Source organism: Bradyrhizobium sp. BRP19, from assembly GCF_020194195.1.
GTDB lineage: Bacteria > Pseudomonadota > Alphaproteobacteria > Rhizobiales > Xanthobacteraceae > Bradyrhizobium > Bradyrhizobium yuanmingense.
On sequence record NZ_JADYVZ010000016.1, the window covers coordinates 13,428 to 33,289 of the forward strand.

Annotated in this window: 22 protein-coding genes; 16 read left to right on the top strand and 6 right to left on the bottom strand. The window is 63.6% G+C overall.

Features of this window, described 5'->3' with window-relative positions; translation table 11 throughout:
* Positions 1 to 131: 131 nt before the first annotated feature.
* Complete coding sequence (locus tag I6F36_RS31355; RefSeq protein WP_225143663.1) at positions 132 to 2,276, top strand: ParB/RepB/Spo0J family partition protein; 2,145 nt, start codon at positions 132 to 134, stop codon at positions 2,274 to 2,276.
* 40 nt (positions 2,277 to 2,316) lie between these two features.
* Here I6F36_RS31355 and I6F36_RS31360 read toward each other — a convergent pair whose 3' ends face one another.
* On the bottom strand, positions 2,317 to 2,805 hold the full coding sequence (locus I6F36_RS31360) for a hypothetical protein (protein WP_225143667.1): 489 nt from the start codon (positions 2,803 to 2,805) through the stop codon (positions 2,317 to 2,319).
* A 180-nt stretch (positions 2,806 to 2,985) separates the two neighbouring features.
* On the opposite strand from I6F36_RS31360, the gene I6F36_RS31365 reads away from it, so the two are divergent.
* The 3 genes from I6F36_RS31365 (at position 2,986) to I6F36_RS31375 (ending at position 9,636) form a co-directional block, all read left to right on the top strand.
* Entirely contained in the window at positions 2,986 to 7,317 is a 4,332-nt protein-coding gene (locus tag I6F36_RS31365) for a strawberry notch family protein (protein WP_225144986.1), read from the top strand.
* Positions 7,317 to 8,378, top strand: coding sequence for a toprim domain-containing protein (locus I6F36_RS31370; protein WP_225144987.1), 1,062 nt, complete (start codon positions 7,317 to 7,319; stop codon positions 8,376 to 8,378). The genes I6F36_RS31365 and I6F36_RS31370 overlap by 1 nt, the downstream gene beginning before the upstream one ends.
* 328 nt (positions 8,379 to 8,706) lie before the next feature.
* Positions 8,707 to 9,636: a DUF2493 domain-containing protein gene (locus I6F36_RS31375; protein ID WP_225172856.1), complete on the top strand. Its 930-nt coding sequence runs from the start codon at positions 8,707 to 8,709 to the stop codon at positions 9,634 to 9,636.
* Positions 9,637 to 9,711: 75 nt separating this feature from the next.
* Here the strand turns inward: I6F36_RS31375 and I6F36_RS31380 are convergent, their stop codons facing one another.
* The gene (locus I6F36_RS31380) at positions 9,712 to 10,380 is read right to left on the bottom strand and encodes a hypothetical protein (protein WP_225144989.1); all 669 of its coding nucleotides are present in this window, start codon (positions 10,378 to 10,380) and stop codon (positions 9,712 to 9,714) included.
* A 295-nt stretch (positions 10,381 to 10,675) separates the two neighbouring features.
* Between I6F36_RS31380 and I6F36_RS31385 the strand changes: the two genes are divergently transcribed.
* Positions 10,676 to 11,116, top strand: coding sequence for a hypothetical protein (locus tag I6F36_RS31385; protein WP_225144990.1), 441 nt, complete (start codon positions 10,676 to 10,678; stop codon positions 11,114 to 11,116).
* 47 nt (positions 11,117 to 11,163) lie between these two features.
* Here I6F36_RS31385 and I6F36_RS31390 read toward each other — a convergent pair whose 3' ends face one another.
* Complete coding sequence (locus tag I6F36_RS31390) at positions 11,164 to 11,922, bottom strand: bifunctional 2-polyprenyl-6-hydroxyphenol methylase/3-demethylubiquinol 3-O-methyltransferase UbiG (RefSeq protein WP_225145050.1); 759 nt, start codon at positions 11,920 to 11,922, stop codon at positions 11,164 to 11,166.
* Between the two features lie 419 nt (positions 11,923 to 12,341).
* Between I6F36_RS31390 and I6F36_RS31395 the strand changes: the two genes are divergently transcribed.
* Positions 12,342 to 12,581: a cold-shock protein gene (locus I6F36_RS31395; RefSeq protein WP_249784675.1), complete on the top strand. Its 240-nt coding sequence runs from the start codon at positions 12,342 to 12,344 to the stop codon at positions 12,579 to 12,581.
* A 31-nt stretch (positions 12,582 to 12,612) separates the two neighbouring features.
* Here the strand turns inward: I6F36_RS31395 and I6F36_RS31400 are convergent, their stop codons facing one another.
* Positions 12,613 to 12,954: a hypothetical protein gene (locus I6F36_RS31400; RefSeq protein ID WP_225144991.1), complete on the bottom strand. Its 342-nt coding sequence runs from the start codon at positions 12,952 to 12,954 to the stop codon at positions 12,613 to 12,615.
* Positions 12,955 to 13,674: 720 nt separating this feature from the next.
* Between I6F36_RS31400 and I6F36_RS31405 the strand changes: the two genes are divergently transcribed.
* Positions 13,675 to 14,001, top strand: coding sequence for a DUF736 domain-containing protein (locus I6F36_RS31405; protein WP_225144992.1), 327 nt, complete (start codon positions 13,675 to 13,677; stop codon positions 13,999 to 14,001).
* Between the two features lie 105 nt (positions 14,002 to 14,106).
* Here I6F36_RS31405 and I6F36_RS31410 read toward each other — a convergent pair whose 3' ends face one another.
* Entirely contained in the window at positions 14,107 to 14,526 is a 420-nt protein-coding gene (locus I6F36_RS31410; RefSeq protein WP_225144993.1) for a hypothetical protein, read from the bottom strand.
* Positions 14,527 to 14,691: 165 nt separating this feature from the next.
* The gene (locus I6F36_RS31415; protein ID WP_036046501.1) at positions 14,692 to 14,925 is read right to left on the bottom strand and encodes a helix-turn-helix domain-containing protein; all 234 of its coding nucleotides are present in this window, start codon (positions 14,923 to 14,925) and stop codon (positions 14,692 to 14,694) included.
* Between the two features lie 232 nt (positions 14,926 to 15,157).
* Here I6F36_RS31415 and I6F36_RS31420 point away from each other — a divergent pair, with 232 nt between their 5' ends.
* The 9 genes from I6F36_RS31420 (at position 15,158) to I6F36_RS31460 (ending at position 19,841) form a co-directional block, all read left to right on the top strand.
* Positions 15,158 to 15,421 carry a DUF2285 domain-containing protein gene (locus I6F36_RS31420; protein ID WP_225144994.1) on the top strand — a complete coding sequence of 88 codons (264 nt, stop codon included), beginning with the start codon at positions 15,158 to 15,160 and terminating at the stop codon, positions 15,419 to 15,421.
* Positions 15,422 to 15,533: 112 nt separating this feature from the next.
* Positions 15,534 to 15,743 carry a DUF6499 domain-containing protein gene (locus I6F36_RS31425; RefSeq protein WP_225144995.1) on the top strand — a complete coding sequence of 70 codons (210 nt, stop codon included), beginning with the start codon at positions 15,534 to 15,536 and terminating at the stop codon, positions 15,741 to 15,743.
* The gene (locus I6F36_RS31430; protein WP_225145051.1) at positions 15,715 to 16,320 is read left to right on the top strand and encodes a DUF2285 domain-containing protein; all 606 of its coding nucleotides are present in this window, start codon (positions 15,715 to 15,717) and stop codon (positions 16,318 to 16,320) included. Before I6F36_RS31425 ends, I6F36_RS31430 begins: the two co-directional genes overlap by 29 nt.
* A 200-nt stretch (positions 16,321 to 16,520) precedes the next feature.
* Entirely contained in the window at positions 16,521 to 16,772 is a 252-nt protein-coding gene (locus tag I6F36_RS31435) for an AlpA family transcriptional regulator (RefSeq protein ID WP_225144996.1), read from the top strand.
* A 13-nt stretch (positions 16,773 to 16,785) separates the two neighbouring features.
* Positions 16,786 to 17,898: a replication initiator protein A gene (locus I6F36_RS31440; protein WP_225144997.1), complete on the top strand. Its 1,113-nt coding sequence runs from the start codon at positions 16,786 to 16,788 to the stop codon at positions 17,896 to 17,898.
* Positions 17,895 to 18,533 (top strand): ParA family partition ATPase, encoded by a 639-nt coding sequence (gene parA, locus I6F36_RS31445; protein ID WP_225144998.1) that lies wholly within the window; start codon positions 17,895 to 17,897, stop codon positions 18,531 to 18,533. Before I6F36_RS31440 ends, parA begins: the two co-directional genes overlap by 4 nt.
* Positions 18,530 to 18,784, top strand: a complete 255-nt coding sequence (locus I6F36_RS31450; protein WP_225144999.1) for a hypothetical protein — start codon at positions 18,530 to 18,532, stop codon at positions 18,782 to 18,784. Before parA ends, I6F36_RS31450 begins: the two co-directional genes overlap by 4 nt.
* Positions 18,781 to 19,299: a DUF2840 domain-containing protein gene (locus tag I6F36_RS31455; protein ID WP_225145000.1), complete on the top strand. Its 519-nt coding sequence runs from the start codon at positions 18,781 to 18,783 to the stop codon at positions 19,297 to 19,299. Before I6F36_RS31450 ends, I6F36_RS31455 begins: the two co-directional genes overlap by 4 nt.
* On the top strand, positions 19,296 to 19,841 hold the full coding sequence (locus I6F36_RS31460) for a S26 family signal peptidase (RefSeq protein ID WP_225145001.1): 546 nt from the start codon (positions 19,296 to 19,298) through the stop codon (positions 19,839 to 19,841). The genes I6F36_RS31455 and I6F36_RS31460 overlap by 4 nt, the downstream gene beginning before the upstream one ends.
* The last annotated feature ends 21 nt before the right edge of the window (positions 19,842 to 19,862 follow it).

Genomic DNA, 19,862 nt, shown 5'->3' on the forward strand with positions numbered 1-19,862 from the left:
TCGTGCCTTTCCGTTCGTACTGATCGTCCATTTGCGGCGCGGCCCTTGAGAGGAAGAGGGCCGCGCTGCGCTTCGTGACGGGTTGGAGGACCAAAGAGAGTCTTTGGGCCGCCCGTCGCGGAGTATCACCTATGGCTAACGTCGTTCAGAAAATCACCCTGTCGTCCTCGCGCGACATTCCCTTCAATAAGCTGGTACTCAGCCAATCGAACGTCCGGCGCGTGAAGGCCGGCATCTCCATCGAGGAGCTGGCCGAGGACATCGCCCGGCGTACCCTGCTCCAAAGCCTCAATGTCCGGCCGGTCCTAAACCCCGAGGGCACCGAGACCGGGATGTTCGAGATCCCGGCCGGCGGACGGCGCTACCGTGCGCTGGAGCTGCTGGTAAAGCAGAAGCGCCTGGCCAAGACCGCGCCGGTGCCTTGTGTCGTACGCGACCCGGCAACCACCATTCTCGCCGAAGACGACTCGCTTGCGGAGAATATTCAGCGCGCGCCACTCCATCCGCTCGACCAGTTCCGGGCATTCCTGGCTTTGCGCGAGAAGGGGCAGTCCGAGGAGGACATCGCCGCTGCCTTCTTCACCTCCGTCAACGTCGTGAAGCAGCGCTTGCGCCTGGCCTCGGTCTCACCCGCGCTGCTCGACGCCTATGCCGAGGACGGCATGTCGCTCGAGCAGTTGATGGCTTTCACCGTCAGCGCAGATCATGGACGCCAGGAGCAGGTCTGGCAGGCCATCTCCGGCGCTTGGCAGAAGGAGCCCTATCAGATCCGCCGCATGCTGACGGAGAAGACGGTGCGCGCCTTTGATCGTCGCGCCATGTTTGTTGGCCTCGACGCCTACGAGGCGGCCGGTGGCGTGGTGCTGCGCGACCTGTTCCAGTCCGACGACGGCGGCTGGCTCGAGGACGTCGCTCTGCTCGACCGCCTGGTCGCTGAGAAGCTGCAGGCAGAGGCGCAAACAATCGCCGCCGAAGGTTGGAAGTGGATCCAGCTCGCGATCGACTTCCCCTACGGCCATACTCGGGGCTTGCGCGAGCTGGACGGCGTACCCGCCGATCTCACCGCCGAAGAGCAGGCGGCCATCGAGGCGCTCAAAGCCGAATATGCCAAGCTCGAAGCCGAGCATGACGGCGCGGATGAGCTTCCCGACGAGGTTGACCAGCGACTTGGCGAAATTGAGACGGCTCTCGCTGTTTTGAACGATCGACCCGTCATCTATCAGCCCGCCGACATCGCCCGCGCGGGCGTGTTCGTCGGCATCGACGCCGAAGGCAAGCTCTTGGTTGATCGCGGCTACGTCCGACCCGAGGATGAAGTGCCCGTGTCCGAACCAGAGCAGGGCAGGGGCAGCGAACCCGATGCCGCGGCCCTGGACGGCGACGAACCATCAGCGCCCGTTGTCCAGCGCGCCGTCATCACCATCGGCGGGCAGGTCGCGGATCCCGAGGACGAGGACGACGATGCGGTGAAGCCGCTGCCGGACCGCCTGCTGACCGAGCTCACGGCAGAGCGGACGCTGGCGCTACGCGACAAGCTGGCGATCACGCCTTCGGTCGCTTTCCAGGCGGTGCTGCACAAATTCTGCCTGGACGTGTTCTCCCGCTATTCCTCCTTTGGGACGGCGATGGAGGTCTCCGTGCGCAGCGTCAGCTTCCCCGTGCAAGCGCAGGGCCTGAAGGACACACCGGCGGCCAAGGCCATCGACGCGCGCCACAAGACGTGGGAGGAGCGCCTGCCCAAGGACAAAGCCGGTCTTTGGGACTGGCTCACCAGGCTGACGGGCGACGAGCAGGCGGCGCTCTTTGCGCACTGCGCCTCATTCGGCGTCAACGCGCTCTACGAGAAGGGCGACCGCTACGGCGGCGGCGCCACCCCGCACGCCGTCGAGCAGCGGATCGCGGATGCCGATCGCATCGCCCTCGCCGTCGACCTCGACATGGTGGCGTCCGGTTGGCGACCGACCGTCGAAAACTATCTCGGCCGGGTGCCGAAACGCCGCATCCTCGAGGCGGTGCGCGAGGGTGCCGGCGAGCGGGCCGCCCAGCTCATCGACCATCTGAAGAAGGGCGACATGGCCAAGGAGGCCGAACGCCTCCTGGCCGAGACCGGCTGGCTGCCCGAGCCCCTGCGAATGGCCGATGCCGACCAGGCGGCGCCCGGCGACGCCGCGGAGTCCGAGGGCGATGACGAAGCGCTTCCGGAATTCCTCGCCGGGGACGACGAGGAAACTCCGGCCGATCAAGCGGACGAGTCGCGCATGCTCGCCGCCGAGTAGAAGCACTGGCTGGGGCGACGAGGTTCGCCCCAGCCTATTTTTATGCGCTGCGAGCCACCCGTGGCTGCACCCGCAAGCCGTCGATCCAGATCGCGATCCGGCCGACGGCCACGAGGCCGGAGGTTTCCGCCACGAAGCGCCGTACCGCCCGCGTGCTGCTGACTTCGAAGCGATGTCGATAGCCTTGGGTTACGGCGCGATCGGTAAAGCCTTTCAAAGCAGCAAACCCTGCCGCTTCCTGAATCTCGAACTGAACCCTCCAGCGCGTGCGTCGCGGCCGAACATCATCGAGCACTTCGACGCTGATGCGGTGCTTGCTCCCGCTGCGAACGGTGACCGGTTCGATCTTCTTGGTGGGAAACCTCAAGATTAGAGCCATCAAATCCTCCTTCGTTGTGTGAAGCGGTTCGATGGTCTTGTCGGGGCCCGTGAACCGCATGCCGAGACCCGCGCCCTGCGCAAACGCGCGGGGGCAGGTCAGCGGCAGCCTGTTGACCAGGCCGTTCAGCTCTTGAGGCTCGCACCACAAGCGGTTCTTGCTGCGCGAACGCGCAGCGACCCTGACGCAGCAGAGATAAGTTCCTGGCCGCAACGTTTCAAGGCATCGGGCAGAGAGTGAGAGAGGGGCCGGGAAGGATTTGAGCCGGTCCGGTCCGAGAGGAGAGCGCCGCCGGCTCGCTCCCTCTCGCTCTCCTTAAGGCTTCCCCTCATGAACCACCTTTTCTCGATCGCGGCCGACGAGGCCGCCCCGATCTCGCCTGCGCGCGCGCCCGAGGGCGTCAGCGTCATCATCGCTGCGGCTGAGCAGCTTCTCCCTCATCTTGAGCATGGTCGACGCATCGACGCCGCAATCCTGCGCGCCGTCATGGAAGCGGCCTTCGGCGCATCCGATGCGACGGGCGCGTGGGATTGGAAGACGGCCTATGACGTTTGTGAGGTCGCCACCGTCCTGTTCCTGCGCAAATACGGAAAGGCGCTCTTCCGCAAAGCCGCTTCTCCGGCTTCACGACTTTCCGCCTTGGGCAAGATCGCGGAGCTTCTGCCGACCCACACGCGCCGCTCTGCCGAGAGCGAGACTTTCCAGCAATTCTCGACTCCGATTCCGCTCGGCCTGGCTGCGCTGACCGCGGCCGCCATTACGCCGGCGGATCGCGTGCTGGAGCCGTCCGCAGGCACAGGGCTGCTCGCCATCCTAGTCGAGATCGCCGGCAGCAAGCTCGTGCTGAACGAACTGGCCGAGACCCGCGCCATGTTGCTCTCCTCCCTCTTTCCGGCCATTTCCGTCACGCGCTTCGACGCGGCTCAAATCGACGATCACCTCGATCCCACGGTGGTCCCGAGTGTCGTGCTGATGAACCCGCCCTTCTCGGCGATGGCAAACGTCTCCGGCCGCATGGCCGACACGGCGTACCGTCACATCGCCTCGGCCCTGGCGCGTCTCGCCGAAGGCGGCCGGCTGGTCACGATCACTGGCGCAAACTTCTCACCCGAAGCCTCAGCCTGGCGCGACGCCTTCGCCCGATTGCAGGAACGTGGCCGGGTGGTGTTCACCGCCGCGATCGCCGGCGCGGTCTATGCCAGGCACGGCACCACGATCGAGACGCGCCTCACCGTCATCGACAAGGTGCCTGCCGATGACCCGAACGGTTTCCCGGAGTCGCCGGGAATCGCGCCCGACGTCGCGACGCTGCTCCGTTGGATCGGCGAACACGTTCCACCTCGCCTGAGCGTCGCATCAACCGGTCTGCTCCCCGTATCAACCGCGTCAGCGCCTCGCACCGTGCGCGGCTATCTGGCACGGGCGGCCGGGCAGACGGCCAAGCCGTCGGTCGCCGACCCCGAAGCGGTTGACCTCGTCTATGAGACGACAGATTGGGCGCCGCCCGAGGGCGCGCGCCTCAGCGACGCTATCTACGAGGAATACCGTCTCCAATCCATCCGGATCCCCGGCGCGCAGGCGCACCCGACCAAGCTGGTGCAGTCGGCCGCGATGGCCTCGGTCGCACCGCCGAGGCCGAGCTACAGGCCCCAGCTGCCGGCCAACCTCGTCAGCGACAGCATTCTCTCCGACGCCCAGCTTGAGACGGTCATCTATGCCGGCGAGGCGCATGGTGACTATCTCGCCGGCGCCTGGACGGTTGACGAGACCTTCGACCTTGTCACGGCCGCCCGCGATGATGCGCCGAACGCCGTTCGCTTCCGTCGAGGTTTCATGCTCGGCGACGGGACCGGTGCCGGCAAGGGTCGCCAGTCCGGCGGCATTATCCTGGACAACTGGCTGCAGGGTCGGCGCAAGGCGGTCTGGATCTCGAAGTCCGACAAGCTGCTCGAGGACGCGCAGCGCGACTGGTCCGCGCTCGGCATGGAGCGTCTGCTGGTCACGCCGCTCTCGCGCTTCCCTCAAGGGCGCGACATCCCCTTGGCCGAAGGTATCCTATTTTTAACCTACGCTACGCTGCGGTCCGACGACCGCGGCGAGAAGCTTTCGCGCGTCCGGCAGATTGTTCAATGGTTGGGCTCCGACTTCGACGGCGTCATCATTTTCGACGAGAGCCATGCCATGCAGAATGCCGGCGGCGGCAAGGGCGAGCGGGGCGACGTCGCACCCTCGCAGCAGGGGCGTGCGGGCTTGCGCCTGCAGCATGCGCTGCCCAATGCCCGCGTCGTCTATGTCTCGGCGACCGGCGCCACCACGGTCCACAATCTCGCCTACGCCCAGCGCCTTGGCCTCTGGGGCGGCGAGGATTTTCCGTTCGCCACGCGTGCGGAATTCGTCGAGGCGATCGAGGAGGGCGGCGTCGCGGCGATGGAGGTGCTCTCGCGCGACCTTCGCTCGCTCGGCCTCTACACTGCTCGCTCGCTTTCCTACGACGGCGTCGAGTACGAGCTCGTCGAGCACCAGCTCACCGACGAGCAGCGGCGCATCTACGACGCCTATGCCGGAGCCTTCAGCGTCATCCACAATCACCTCGACGCGGCAATGCAGGCCGCCAACATCACCGGCGAGACCGGCACGCTCAATCGTCAGGCGAAGTCCGCCGCGCGCTCGGCCTTCGAATCGGCCAAGCAGCGCTTCTTCGGCCATCTGCTCACCAGCATGAAGACGCCGACCCTGGTCCGCTCTATCGAGCGGGACTTGGCCCAGGGCCATGCCGCGGTCATCCAGATTGTCTCGACCGGCGAGGCGCTGATGGAGCGGCGGCTTGCCGAGATCCCGACCGATGAGTGGAATGACGTGCGCGTGGACATCACCCCGCGCGAGTACGTGCTGGATTACCTCGCCCATTCCTTCCCGGTTCAGCTCTATGAGCCCTTCACCGACAGCGAGGGCAATCTCTCATCCCGGCCTGTCTTCCGCGCCGGCCAACCCGTCGAGAGCCGCGAGGCCGTCGCCCGCCGCAATGAGCTGATCGAGCACCTCGCTTCGCTTCCGCCCGTTCCCGGCGCGCTCGACCAGATCGTGCAGCGTTTCGGCACGGACATCGTGGCGGAGGTGACCGGACGCTCGCGGCGCGTGGTGCGCAGGGGTGACCGCCTTGCCGTCGAGAACCGTTCAGCCTCCGCCAATCTCGCCGAGACCGCTGCCTTCATGGATGACGTGAAGCGCGTGCTTGTCTTCTCGGAGGCTGGCGGTACGGGTCGCAGCTACCACGCCGAACTCTCGGCGCGTAATCGCCGGCTTCGCGTCCATTATTTGCTCGAGCCGGGCTGGAAGGCCGATGCCGCGATCCAGGGGCTCGGTCGAACCAACCGCACCAACCAGGCGCAGCCGCCTCTATTCCGCCCCATCGCGACCAACGTGAAGGCGGAGAAGCGGTTCCTCTCGACCATTGCCCGCCGGCTCGACACGCTCGGTGCCATCACGCGCGGCCAGCGCCAGACCGGCGGCCAAGGTCTGTTCCGGCCCGAAGACAATCTTGAGAGCCACTACGCCCGCGATGCGCTGCGCCAGCTCTACCTGCTGCTCGCGCGCGGCAAGCTAGAAGACTGCTCGCTCCAGACCTTCGAGGACGCCACGGGCTTAAAGCTAGTGGACGACAACGGCATCAAGGACGAGCTGCCGCCGATCACGACGTTCCTCAACCGCCTGCTCGCGCTCACCATCGACCTGCAAGGTCTGCTGTTCACGGCCTTCGAGCAGTTGCTGAACGCCAAGGTCGAGGGCGCCATCGCCAGCGGCGTCTACGACGTCGGCCTGGAGACACTGCAGGCCGACAGCTTCGTCGTCGCCGATCGGCACCCGATCTACACGCATCCCGCGACCGGGGCAGAAACCCGGCTGCTCACGATCACGGAACGCCGGCGCAATCGCCCCATGACGCTGGATCAAGCGCTCGATCATCTCGCCGATGCTCGCGCGGTGCCGCTGGTCAACGAGCGCTCGGGGCGTGCCGCCGTGCAGATTCCGGCGCCGAGCTTCATGCTCGATGACGGCGAGATCGAACGCCGTGTCCGGCTGATCCGCCCCATGGAGCACCATCATGCTTCGATGAAGATGATGGACGAGAGCCACTGGCAACCCGCGGATCGCGAGACATTCGCCGCAAGCTGGAACGCTGAAGTCGTCGACGTCCCCGAGTTCGCTGAGAGCACCCTCCACATCGTCGCTGGCTTGCTGCTACCGATCTGGAAGCGCCTTCCGAACGAATCGACCCGGGTTTATCGGCTTCAGACCGACGAGGGCGAACGCATCATCGGTCGCAGGGTCTCGCCGGTCTGGGCGGCGAATGCTTGCGCGACCGCGACCTGCAGTTTGACCCCACACGAGGCGTTCTCGGCGCTGATGGAGGGACGCACCGTCCTTAACCTCGCCGAGGACCTGCAACTCCGTCGCGTCCGCGTGATGGGCGCCCATCGTATCGAGCTGTCCGGCTTCACCGATGCGATGCGTGAGCGGCTGCGCGCGTACGGCCTCTTCAGCGAGATCATCTCGTGGAAGCTGCGCATGTTCGTGCCGACTAACGAGACCGGTGCCGTGGTGCTGGCAAAGGTGCTCGACCATTATCCGGTCGCGCGCGTCAGTGAGCGGGAAGCCGCCTGATGGCTCGCGACAACGCCTCCGAACTGGCTCACCGTCTCGCGCGTGAGGCGGAGGCGGTGTGCCGCCATTATTTGTCCAACGGGCGCCGCCAGGGTCGTTACTGGATGGTAGGTGACGTCCGTAATACGCCTGGTCGCTCAATGTTCGTGCGACTCAAGGAATCGGTGAAGGGACCCGCGGGCAAATGGACCGATGCCGCCTCGGCCGAACATGGCGATCTCCTCGACGTGATCCGCGAGAGCTGCGGTTTCACCAGTTTTCGTGATGTCGCCAATGAGGCGCGACGCTTTCTGAGTCTGCCGCGTTCAGAACAGGAGCCCGAGCCAAATCACCGCCGGTCGCGAAAATCGCCTGTACCCCTCGGATCGCCAGAGGCGGCGCGGCGGCTCTTCGGCATGTCGCGGTCGATCACAGGGACACTCGCAGAAACGTATCTCCGCAATCGCGGCATTGCGGCTTTGCACGAAACTGGAAGTCTGCGCTTTCACCCACGTTGCTACTACCGGCCCGACGACCACAGCCCGACCGAGACCTGGCCGGCGATGATCGCCGCCGTCACCGATCTCTCCGGCCGCCTGACCGGCGCGCATCGCACCTGGCTTGACCCCGAAGGCTTCAGCGAGACGACGCTCGGCAAGGCGCGGATCGACACGCCGAAGCGGGCGATGGGCGACCTGCTTGGTCACGCTGTTCGATTTGGCGTCGCTGGTGAAGTCATGGCAGCCGGCGAGGGAATCGAGACGATGCTCTCGCTCCGCAGCGTCCTGCCGACCATGCCGATGGTCGCGGCCCTCTCGGCGGCGCATCTCTCCGCCATCCTTCTCCCGGACACGCTTCGCCGGCTCTACATCGCCCGCGATGACGATCCTGCCGGTGACGGCGCCATGGCGACCTTGATCGATCGGGCGCAGGAGGCCGGGATCGAGGCAATCGTGATCTCGCCACGGCTTGGCGACTTCAACGAGGATCTTCGCCTGCTCGGATTTGACGCCCTTCGGGCCGCGAGCCGCATGCAGATCGCGGCGCAGGACCTCGCGCGCTTTATGGAGCTGGCGACATAGCCGAAGCGGGAGGAGGGGCGATGCGGCCGCTTCGTCTCAGCGAGGTCGGTGGTCATGCTTCTACTCGGCGGCCGGAGAGAACCGCACCCACGGCCTTCTGAGAGGGCGATCGGGCGGCAAGCGGCCCGGACCGGCAACCTCGTGGGCCGACTATTTTCCGTCGGCGGCAGAGCCGCCTTTACATCGCGAGGCAAAATAGTCGGCCCCCTTCGGTCCTCCGCTCCGCTTCGGCCTTTCGCTTCGCTGCGGGTGCAAGTCCGTTCCGCCTGCCGCCTTCGTCGCCATGAAGGCCGCGATGGGCGCGGTCGATCCGACGAGGGAAGCCGCAATGACCACCGACCGCGACAACGACTTCGAGCCGCACCACAGCTCATCCCCGACCGACCAGGTTCTCCAGGAACTCCAGCTCTATGGCTACCGTGCCTTCCAGGACGAGCCTGATCCGAGGCCGCTCCCCGAAGGTCACATCCTCGCTGGCAGCGTCGCGGACATCTTCGAGGCCTTGGTGGCGGCGCTGTCCGATACCCGTCTCGAGCCAGACCTCGAAGACCTGCTCTGGTCGACAGTGAACGTCTTCCACCGTGCCATCGACAGGGTCGAGCGCGAGCTCGACGTCAACGAGCTGGCGCAGCAGCGCTCGCAGCGGGAGCAGGACGGCAGCGAGATCAAATCCGTCGAGCTGGAGCGACTGACGGCAGAAGGGCAGACGCTGATCGAGCGACGAGGCGCCTTCGAGCTGATGCGCGACCACGCCGCCGATGAGTTCGAACGCCACACCCACTCGAGTTGGTGGCCGCGCAACGGGTCGAAGGTCAACCACCGCAATCTGACCGCCGCGATGATCGATAGCCGCGATTTCCTGGCCGCGAAGAAGCGCGCCGACAACCAGGTGCTCGTGCCGCCCGGCCCGAAGGTCGCGCTGACAGGCGGTCTCGACTTCAGCAACCACCGGCTAATCTGGGCTAAGCTCGACCAGGTGCACGCCAAGCACCCGGACATGGTGCTGCTGCACGGCGGATCCCCCAAGGGCGCCGAGTTGATCGCCGCCAAATGGGCCGATAGCCGCAAGGTCCCGCAGATCGCCTTCAAGCCCGACTGGGCCAAGCACGCCAAAGCCGCTCCGTTCAAGCGCAACGATGCGATGCTCAACGAGCTGCCGATCGGCGTGATGCACTTTCCCGGCACCGGGATCCAGGACAATCTCGCCGACAAGGCCAAGAAGCTAGGCATCCCGGTCTGGAAATTCGGCGGCGCGTGAGCGCCGCCGTACGTTGTCGTGCAGAATTACGCGTGAGCTCAGGGTCCAATCGCGCCATGAAATAGCTAACGGCCTTCAGGCGTCCTCATCATAATAGTACGAGTCATCAACGGCGCCCGATGTCTCCAGCTCCGGCCGCCTATAGCCGATTCGACCGGCCACGCGCTCAAATGTCATCATTGTCGTAAAAGCGATCGAATCCCCGTGGAACGGCTTATCCGGATCGTTCTCTCCATTGAGAGCACCTGAGACATTTGCCACAAGCACATCGTCTCCGACGTTCAGGCTTACTTTGTCGATGTAAAGCTCGTCAAAAAAAGCATTCGTCGTTGCCATCTCACCCGAGAGAGCGTCCTCAATCATCATGGGATCTTCTTGAATGAAGGACACCTCGATATACTCTTCGAGATCTCGGGTGTACCAAACCTCACCTGAAAGGTAGCCGTTTTTACTGAGAAAGCCGGAGAGCTGCGACGCCAGTTCGTCAACATTGGGTAGGCCCACGGGGAGACCGTTGAGCTGCTGCATCCGGTGGTCCATCAAGCGAAGATCAGGTATTAGGATCGCGGCTTCGTCCAAAGCAGAAAGCTGGTATTTGGGTTCGGCCCTTAAAGCCGCTGCGGTGCAATAGCCAAAATACGCAGCCACGATCTCGTGGGCGTGACCTGACCCGAGCTTGCCGCCGGTCGGATTGTTGAACGTCATACGCAGAAAGTCTGCGCAGTCCTTTTGGATGGTAGACATGGCAAATCCTATTCACACCGGCGTCTTAGTGGCAGTCACAAGCGCTTCATGACCACCGCGCGCCGGCAGAATGGTTGCCGTTCGGGTGTTCGATTGGGAAATCGAGATGCCGCCTTTTGGGTCGCTTGCAGCCCAGGCGATCGGCTCCTGACGCTCAATATGGTGACTTTGTCGGTCGCGCGCAACCGGATTTGTGATGATTCCGATTCCTGGCGTTTGCTGCTATACAGCGTTCGCGCCGTGGTGGTGGTGGAAGGCGCGACCGTCAGACCTTTATCTCACGGAGACCACCACCATGATCATCTTTGGACCACTGCTTATCCTAGTTGGCATCGGCTTTTTCTGCTGGCTGCTGTTCACGCTCGCTGTCTTCGCACTGCCCTTCTTCGTCGGCCTGACGATCGGCATCTGGGCCTTCCACACCGGCGCCGGGGTGTTCGGCGGCATCGCAGCAGGGCTCGTGGCGGGCGGTGCAACGATTTGCATTGGCCAACTCGCGCTCGCCTTCGTGCCATGGACTTGGCTTCGACTCTTGATCATCCTCATCTATGTCGCGCCTGCTACCTTCGCCGGTTACAGCGCGACGCACGGAATCGTCCAGATGGGGATATCTTCACCCGCGTGGCAGATGGTTTTCGCAGTCGTCGGGGCTGTTGCCGTTAGCATGACGGCCTTGGTTCGCTTCACCGGGATGGCCGCAGACGAACCAGCGAGACAACGCGTGGCGCGGAGCTGACGTCAGCACTGGGGGCGGGCCCGGCAGGAACCCAGTCAGGCCGGATCTCACGACGGCTTCAAAGCTCTACCGGCCATCGATGTGGACGCAGACACAATCAGCATCATGGGGCGCTCCAATTCTTCGGCCAATTGCGGCATCTGCTGGATCTGGTCGCGTGTCGGGGTAAACTCCTCGACCCGTCGAATTTGAAAGCCCGCGCCGATCAGCGCGTTCAGGGTAGTGCCAAGCGTCCTGTGGTATTTCAGAACGCCCTTGGCGAACCAGTCCGTCCGACGTTCACCCTCGACGGAATATCGATTGACCGGCCAGGTTTTGCGGCCCTCCTCATCGGAAATCCAGTGCGCATGTGCCGCTGCCATGAAGATCGGATGCTCAATCGTAAAGACGAAATGCCCATCAGGAACCAGTGCCTTGCGGATCACCTGCACGAGGCGGCCAAAATCCTGAACATAGTGAAAGGTCAGTGCGCTGTAGGCGAGTTCGAAAGCCGTCTCAGGTAGGTCCAGTGTGTCCAGATCGGCGATGCGATACTCGATGGCCGTATCCGCTGTGTCTCTCCTGGCACGCTCGATCATGTTCTGCGACAGATCCAGACCCAGGACCGAGGCCGCGCCCTGCTCGCGCATCCAGCGCGAGGCCCAGCCGAAGCCACATCCCAGATCGACGACACGTTTCCCGCCTAGATCGGGCAGCATAGCTCGGATCGCGGGCCATTCAGGGGCGCCGTCCAGCCCATGTACCTGTCGGGGCAACTGGCTGTAGCCAGCGAAGAAATCGGGATTGTCGTAAATATTCTGCGCCATGTCTGCCTGCTGTTCGGCTTTTCGCTCTGCCCCGGACAGTTCCTGCAGATCCAAGCAGAATTGTCGCAGTCTACGACGCGTCATGATCCTACTCAAATCAGCTGCACAAAAGGCATCTTGAATCGGCGGGCTTCTCGCGCCAAAAACGAAAAACCCCGGCATGAAGGCCGGGGCTCCCGTGATGCCACGGCGTACATCCGGCCGCGACAACCAGGCAACAGTTAGCACGCGGTTTTCGAAGAAAATGTGACCTTCGCGTCCGCGTTCTTGAACGTCGGCCCATTTCAAGGTGCTTGTACGACCAGCACGTCGGGCATTTTATTTCCTCTGTCCAAGACCTGCGACCGCGCGAGACAACGGATCCCTTCAAGCTACGATTCGCGCGGAGACTTGCGACCGGATCGTTGATTGATTTAGATATGAACGTGTTTTTCCTTTTTGGAGCAAATGACGTGGCGTTAGGGACTGTTAAGTGGTTCAACCCGACGAAAGGCTATGGATTCATTGCGCCGGATGATGGTGGCAAAGATGTTTTCGTGCACATCTCGGCTGTGGAGAAGGCGGGCTATACCTCGCTCGTTGAAGGCGCGAAGGTCAGCTACGAGCTGGTGACGAACCGCAGCGGCAAACAAGCCGCAGAAAATCTCCGCCTAGGATGAGGCGAGGCTCGACGTCCTGGCGTTCTTTGAGCTAGTCCGAATCTCGCGCTCTTGAGACATTTGGAACATATCCCAGTTGGCGCTCAAGGGCGGCCAAAGTCGAGCGGGCTGAATCCAAACGTGCGGTCGCCTCGGTTAGGTTGGCCCACGCTTCGTCCTGCCGCGAGACAGCTGCCAAGCCGATCTTGATGCTATTCTTAAGACACCGCGGGTCTTGGCTGCGTAAGGCGCGCCCCAATTCAGGCAGTATCCTGGTCAGCGCTCGATGCGCGGAACGTTCTTTTCGCTCCAGGCCGTCGACCACGGCGAGGGTCTCGCGATAGTACCGTATCGCTTCGATGGTTCTGTCTTCGAGGTTGCTATTGTCGCTCATCCGATTCTCTTCTTCCTTGAGCTGTTAACGGGCATCGTCCTGCACGAGATCCTCCGTGGGCTGCGCGGCTCACATGTCGTGACCTCTGCGCCGTCCGACGAAGGGCCTGGCGACGGCCGATAGCGTCACATTGAAAGGGCGGATCAGGCATCCAGCGTGCTCGCGATTCTTGTCTTTGAGCTACACTCAGAGCGGGCCCAAGCGTCGAGGCTCGACCGATCATCGCAGAGTGGCAGTTTCGTGGCGGTCGTATGCGGCATCGACCAAACGGCGACGGATCACAGATACGGCCAGCCGCTCTCGTCAACGGGGCGTCCAGCCGACCCGCGATCGCGCAAGCGGAGATCCGCCTACCTGCAATAAAGAGAGCTCATCACCATTGGATTCGGTTGCGCCAGTCTTTCAGTAGACTCGCAGATCGTCACGCTCTCCTTGATGTCAGCTCTGTTCGGACCGAGCGCACCGAACGGCCTCTTCGATGGGTGGATCTGGCCGAAGGACGGCTGACGCCTCGACCGCCTATGGCGCAATGGCGCCGATCGACTTTCTTCCCCTGCCGGCTGCGCCGTCATTCCTCGCGAAACAAGAAAGTCGCCTGGCTGCCATCCTCCGCTGACGCTTCGGCCCCTTCGGGGTGCGCCGTCGATCGCCTCCGGCCTGTCGATCACCATCGAGGCCGCAAGGTGCGGGCTCGGAGAACAGAGATCAAGGAGAACTACCATGGCGACCATCGGCACCTTCAAGAAGACCGGCAACAACGAGTTCAACGGCGAAATCGTTACCCTCTCGCTGCAGGCGAGGAACGTCCGCATCGTCCCCGAAAGCAGCCGCTCGGGCGACAACGCCCCCAGCCACCGGATCTATGTCGGCCGGGTTGAGATCGGGGCCGCCTGGTCCAAGCGCTCCAACGAGGGCCGCGACTATCTCGGCCTCAAGCTCGACGACCCGAGCTTCACCGCACCGATCTTCGCCAACCTCTTCGCCGATGAAGAGGGCGAGGGCTTCAGCCTGATCTGGTCTCGTCCCAACCGTCGGAACGGCGACTGATCCGATCCGCAATGCCTCGCCCGGCTTGGCCCGGGCGGGGCATCGCTAAGCTCAAGAAGCCGTGCAGAGTTCCGCAGTCAGGCACAGGTGGCGGATCGATTCCGATCAGCGACGGCGAACCTGACGGGCCTTGATTGGCCGTCTCTGATCGGCCTCCGATATCGTTTCGACGATGTCTCCCCAGTCGGGGCAGATTGCGATGAGACGATCCAGAACCGTAGGATCGCGCTCGATCTGCCCGAGCGCCTGAGCACGCCATTGGTCGTTGAAGCTGATGCTCATCAACCCCACACATTCGACAACCGTACTGTCAGGCGGCAAGTGTTCCAAGATTGCCGTCACTATGCCGGTCCATTGTTGAAGTAGGCGCCAGTGCTCAGCCGCGGGTCCGCTCTCCAACCTTTCTTGAAGGAGATCAATCAGCAAGAGGAAGCGAATTCGCCAAGTTTGGGGCCTGAGGTCCGCGACGTAAGCGTCCACGACTTTGCGGATGTCGGCTGGCAAGTGCTCGTACAGGGTGGTCATAAGGCTCACTCTATCTCGCTCAGCACGCCCTTCCGCCCCTGGACTGGTATGCGCGTTTTTGAGACAGACCAGATTTACGCAAAGTTGCCTATCAACTTGTGCGTGAGGTAATGCCCAGTTGATACATAACGTGACAAGGCTGCGATGGAGCACAAGTTTGTTGCCTCATCGAGCGCGATGAGGATGAACCGCCGTTCGTTTGATCAGATCGGTTGCTTCGACCCCTAGCGCCTCCGCGATTCGGCCGAGCACGGTTACGCTGGCCGACACATCGGCGCGTTCAATTGCGCCGACGTAACGGACACTTAGTCCGGCGCCATCGGCCAACTCTTCCTGCGTCATCTCCTTCTTATGGCGTATCCGACGCAAATTGATCGCCATGACCTCCTTGAGATCCATGGCGACAAGGGAACTCACATCGGAACGATCGTTCCAGGAACGATCGTTCCGATTCGTACCGAGCCGTGCTATTCATATCGTCTGGCTTGGGCCGAGTTTGCCGCTTGCGGGGAGCGCCGCGATGCGATTTGCGCATCACGGCACAAATCGCGTGCGACGATTTCCCAGCTTGCAAAGTTCTGGAGCTTTAGATGAATTCTAACCGCTGCATCGATGCTGAGGGGCAATTGCAATGAACGACGCGCCATTTCAGGACCAGCCGCCAATAACTGATCGCGTCAACGCCTACGACGAGAAACATCTTGCCATCTACGTTCGGTTGTTGATGGCCGAAGAGGAGGGCGCTGACTGGCGTGAGGTGGTCAGTGTGATCTTCGGCCTCGATCCCGCGCGCGAACCGGATCGTGCCAGACTCGTCCATAACAGCCACCTCGCCCGTGCGCGATGGATGTCGAAAGCCGGTTATCAGGACCTTTTGGAGCCGCGGATGCAGTGAACTGCGCCCACGTAACGCAAATTGCGATCTCGCGTGATGCAACCTAAGGGTCTAGTCTCTCGTGCCGTCTTTTCGGATCGTAGCATGGGGCACAGAGACGAGAAGACAGACCATGCCGACCCAGTACTGGCGCTCGCCGGAGACCATCGAACGCCTCAATCGCCTTGAGCGCCCGGGTTTTGCCCTTGAATTCCTTCGCCGCAACGCTGACTACCGCCGCGACTTCGCCCGTACTGAGCGCCAGATCGCGCGCGACGGCGCTGATCCCGAAGCTGTCCGAACCAGTTTCGCACATCGATGGAGGTTGCGGTGTCGCCCATGATCCCGCTTCTCCGGTTGGGCCCGAGACAGCCATTTGGCTGCCCGAGGCATCACCGGGAACATTAATCCTGACGCCTGCGCCGCCGGACTTCGAGACCGTCCATTCGATTGATCGCAATGCTTTCGGACTGCCGCTCGTCGAGCGGACAGATGCTGACGGTCGCGAGCTGGTGATTGCGGACGCGTCGGGTGAACTCCATGTCCATTTGCGCGACGAGCAGGCCGCGCGCCGCCCTGCGGTGCTTGTGCCGCTCGACAGTATGGGCGAACTGCGCGCCGACGTGGCGCTACACTTCGCCCGCCGCCTTGCCGGCCAGCGCACAGGTCTTCTGCCGGCGGCGCTGCGGCTGACGTCGTTTCAGAAACGGCGACTGACACAGCTTCTTCACGCCTTCGACGTCCACGACCTGGGCGGCGGTCCGCGAGACGTGGCGGCGAAGGTGCTGGCCTCCGATCACGCCCAGCGTCGTTCGGTCGAGTGGAAGGATTCGCATGCCCGCCGCAAGGCGAACCGGCTCATTCACGATTCGATCGCCCTGGTCGAGCGCGACTATCTGAGACTCCTGCGCGGCCTCTGATCGGCCCGATCCCTCAAAGCCATCCATCCCTGAGTTAATCCGCGCCTCGTGGCAATGCCTGGCTTCGCCCGGTTGCGACGATGGGGGGACACAAACGTACGTCAATTTTCGTCCACCCCCAACGCCTGAACTCTCCGCCACTCTGGCCCGGACACGCCGCGACTTGGCCGCGGCGCTTCGAGGCAAGACGGAGATCTCCCATGCTCGATAGGCTCGCGCAACTCGCCACCCGCTACGTGCGCACCCCCGAGGCCGCGCGCCTGCTCGGCATCTCGCCGCGCACGCTGGAAAAATATCGCTGCCATGGCAATGGCCCGACTTTTCGTAAGCTCGGCGGCCGCGTCGTCTACGCCGTCGGCGATCTCGAAGCCTGGGCCGATCAGGCCGCCTGCAGCTCAACGTCGGATCCTCGCTATCTCGAGGCCCGCGCCGCCGGCAACGCGCATCGCTAAGGCAACGCCTGCCATGTCGCGTCGCCTCATCACATCAAGCGAGCGAAGCAAGCTCGACCCATTCGTTGTCGCCACCGGCGATGCCAGCCCGCGCGATCAGCGCGACCTGATGGAGCGCCCGTTCTTTTCGCTCGCCAAGGCCAAGCGGACGACGCCGATCCTTTACCAGGCCGGCGACATCTGCGTCGAGGTTTATGCGGTTCCCGAGCACGGGATGGCGACCATTTGGGATGCCGACGTGCTGATTTGGGCGGCCAGCCAGATTGTCGAGGCTGAGAACGTTGGCCTGAAGACTTCACGTTTCCTGCGCTTCACACCGTACCAGCTTCTAACCGCCGTCGGCCGACAGACCGGAGCCCGCGACTACAAGCTCTTGAAGGGAGCACTGACACGCCTGCAGGCGACCGTGATCCGCACCAGCATCCGCCAGGGCGAGCATTGGCGGCGCCACCAGTTCTCCTGGATCAACGAATGGGAGGAATGCACGCGGCGTGACGGCCGCGTCGAAGGCATGGAATTTGTCCTCCCCGACTGGTTCTATCGCGGCGTCATCGATCGCTCGCTCGTTCTCACGATCGATCCGGCCTACTTCAGCCTGACCGGCGGGATCGAGCGCTGGCTCTCCCGCGTCGCGCGCAAGCACGCCGGCCGCCAGCCAAGAGGATGGCTGTTCGAGGTCGCACACCTCCATGCAAAGTCGGGCAGTCTGGCGCGTGTCTCTGATTTTGCGCTGCAGATCCGGCGCATCGCCGCGCGTCAGCCGCTTCCCGGCTACCGCTTGCGCATCGAGCGTGAAGCGCGTCGCGAATTGCTGCGCATTGTTCCGGCCAAACTATCCACTGCCCCTGTGGACGGCGCTGTGGAAGCGCTCGGGACTTCGCACGCAAACCATATCGGGATTCCGCACGCAGCCCTATCGGGACTTCGCACGCGTGAACCGCAACTAACGCTTTGGCCGGAAACCGCGATTCCCGGTCTTAACTTAGAGTCTAACTTAGAATCTAACTGTTGTAGTGGGCCCGCGCGTCTTGCGGATAAAGACGACGCTCGTGCTGAGCCACCAACCAAGCACCCAAGCCAATCATCTCTGCCGCTTCCAGGTCGCAAGACGGGAGGCAAGCGATGATCGTCGCCGTACTCAACCAGAAAGGCGGTGTCGGCAAGACCACGCTCGCCCTGCACCTCGCCGGTGAATGGGCGCTGCGCGGAAAACGGGTGACGCTGATCGATGCTGACCCCCAGGGTTCGGCATTGGACTGGTCGCAGCAGCGCGCGAGGGAGAACGTCGCACGGTTGTTCGGCGTCGTTGGTCTCGCACGCGATACGCTCCACCGCGAGGCGCCGGAGATCGCACGCACCGCCGATCATGTCGTCATTGACGGGCCGCCGCGCGTCGCTGGATTGATGCGTTCGGCGCTGCTGGCGGCGGATCTGGTCCTGATCCCCGTGCAGCCGTCGCCATTCGACGGCTGGGCGTCGGCCGAGATGCTCGCTCTGCTGCGAGAGGCCCGCATCTACCGGCCACAGCTCGCCGCTCGCTTTGTGCTCAACCGCTGCGGTGCGCGCACGATCATCGCCCGCGAGACGGCTGAAACGCTCGCCGATCACGATCCGCCGGTGCTCGCCAGCACGGTCGGCCAACGCGTCGTCTTCGCTGACGCCGCGCAGTCCGGTCGGCTCGTCTTCGAGTTTGTCGAGCAGAGCGCTGCTGCCCGCGAGATCACAGCTCTCGCTGCCGAAGTCGCGAGGTTCGCGCCATGAGCGAGCGTTCCACCAAGCGCGGCTTTGCCTCGCGTCCAGGCGATGCCGAGAGTTGGATCAAGTCCAGCGACGCACCGCCACGCCGCGTGGACGACGCGGCCGCATTCACCGCGCGCCTGACCATCGACGTCACGCCGGCGCTTCGCGGCCGCATCAAGGTCGCCGCGTTCCAGCGCGGCGTGACCGTCGCCGACATGCTCCGCGAATTGCTCGCGCGAGAGTTCCCCACTGACGCCGGAGAGCCGTCATGAATGACAATGAGGCCCTGTCGCCGCGCGCCGTGCCGTCGTCGCATCGACAGGGTGTCGCGCTGACCCATGTCGAGCTAACCTGGATCGAGAAGCGGATCGAGCACTGGCTGCGCTTTGGCCGTCGCACTGAAGAGAGGATCCTTGACCGCCGCCGCAGCCTGTCGAGCTTTACGCCGGGCAGCATCTTCGGCTTCGTCCGCTGGGCCTCGAACGACTATGGCACCGTGGTGTCGCGCATGGACATCGTGCGCGCCGTGGAAGCGGGCCAGCGCTATCAGACGCTGCCGTTCGTCCGCCCCGGCGGCGAAATCCTGCTGCGTGTCGATAGCTGGCCGAAGGTCGAGCGCGTGTTGCAGGCCGTCGACGCCATTGAGGCGCTCTCCATCGATCCGGCTGACGCTGCGCCGGAATATTGGCGGCATCTCCACAACCGTCTCGCTGCCGACCATGTGCCGCGCGCCTACACGCGCGAGCAGCATGTCGCCTGGCTCAAGCGTCGGAGCGTCACGCCATGACCCGCTTCGGCTATCTCATGTTGACCTACATTGCGGCCCTGGTCGCTGGCGCCCTGGTGCTCGTTCATCCTGCGCCGCGGCTGATCTGGAACGCCACCGCGAGCACGCCAATAGGGCTCTACGTGTTACATCCGCTTGGAGAGCTGCACGACTTGGAACTGGTCGCGGTACGACTACCGGAGCCGATCGCGAGCTTCCTTGCCGATGGCGGCTTTCTTCCAAAAGGTCTGCCGCTGCTGAAGCGGGTGATGGCGCTGCCCGGGCAGACTGTTTGCCGGTCAGGCGACACCGTTTCCGTCGATCATGTCGATGCCGGTACCGCGCACGATCGCGATCATCGCGGCCGTCCGCTGCCGCGTTGGAGCGGTTGCCATACCCTCGAGCCGGGCGAGGTCTTCCTCATGAACCCGACCGTCCCCGACAGCCTGGACGGCCGCTATTTCGGCGCGCTCCCCGTCACCTCGATTGTCGCTCGTGCGGTCCCGCTTTGGACCGACGAAGCCGCCGACGGCCGCTTCGTCTGGCGTGCAGCCACCCATTGACCCGTTTCCAACCGAGCAACC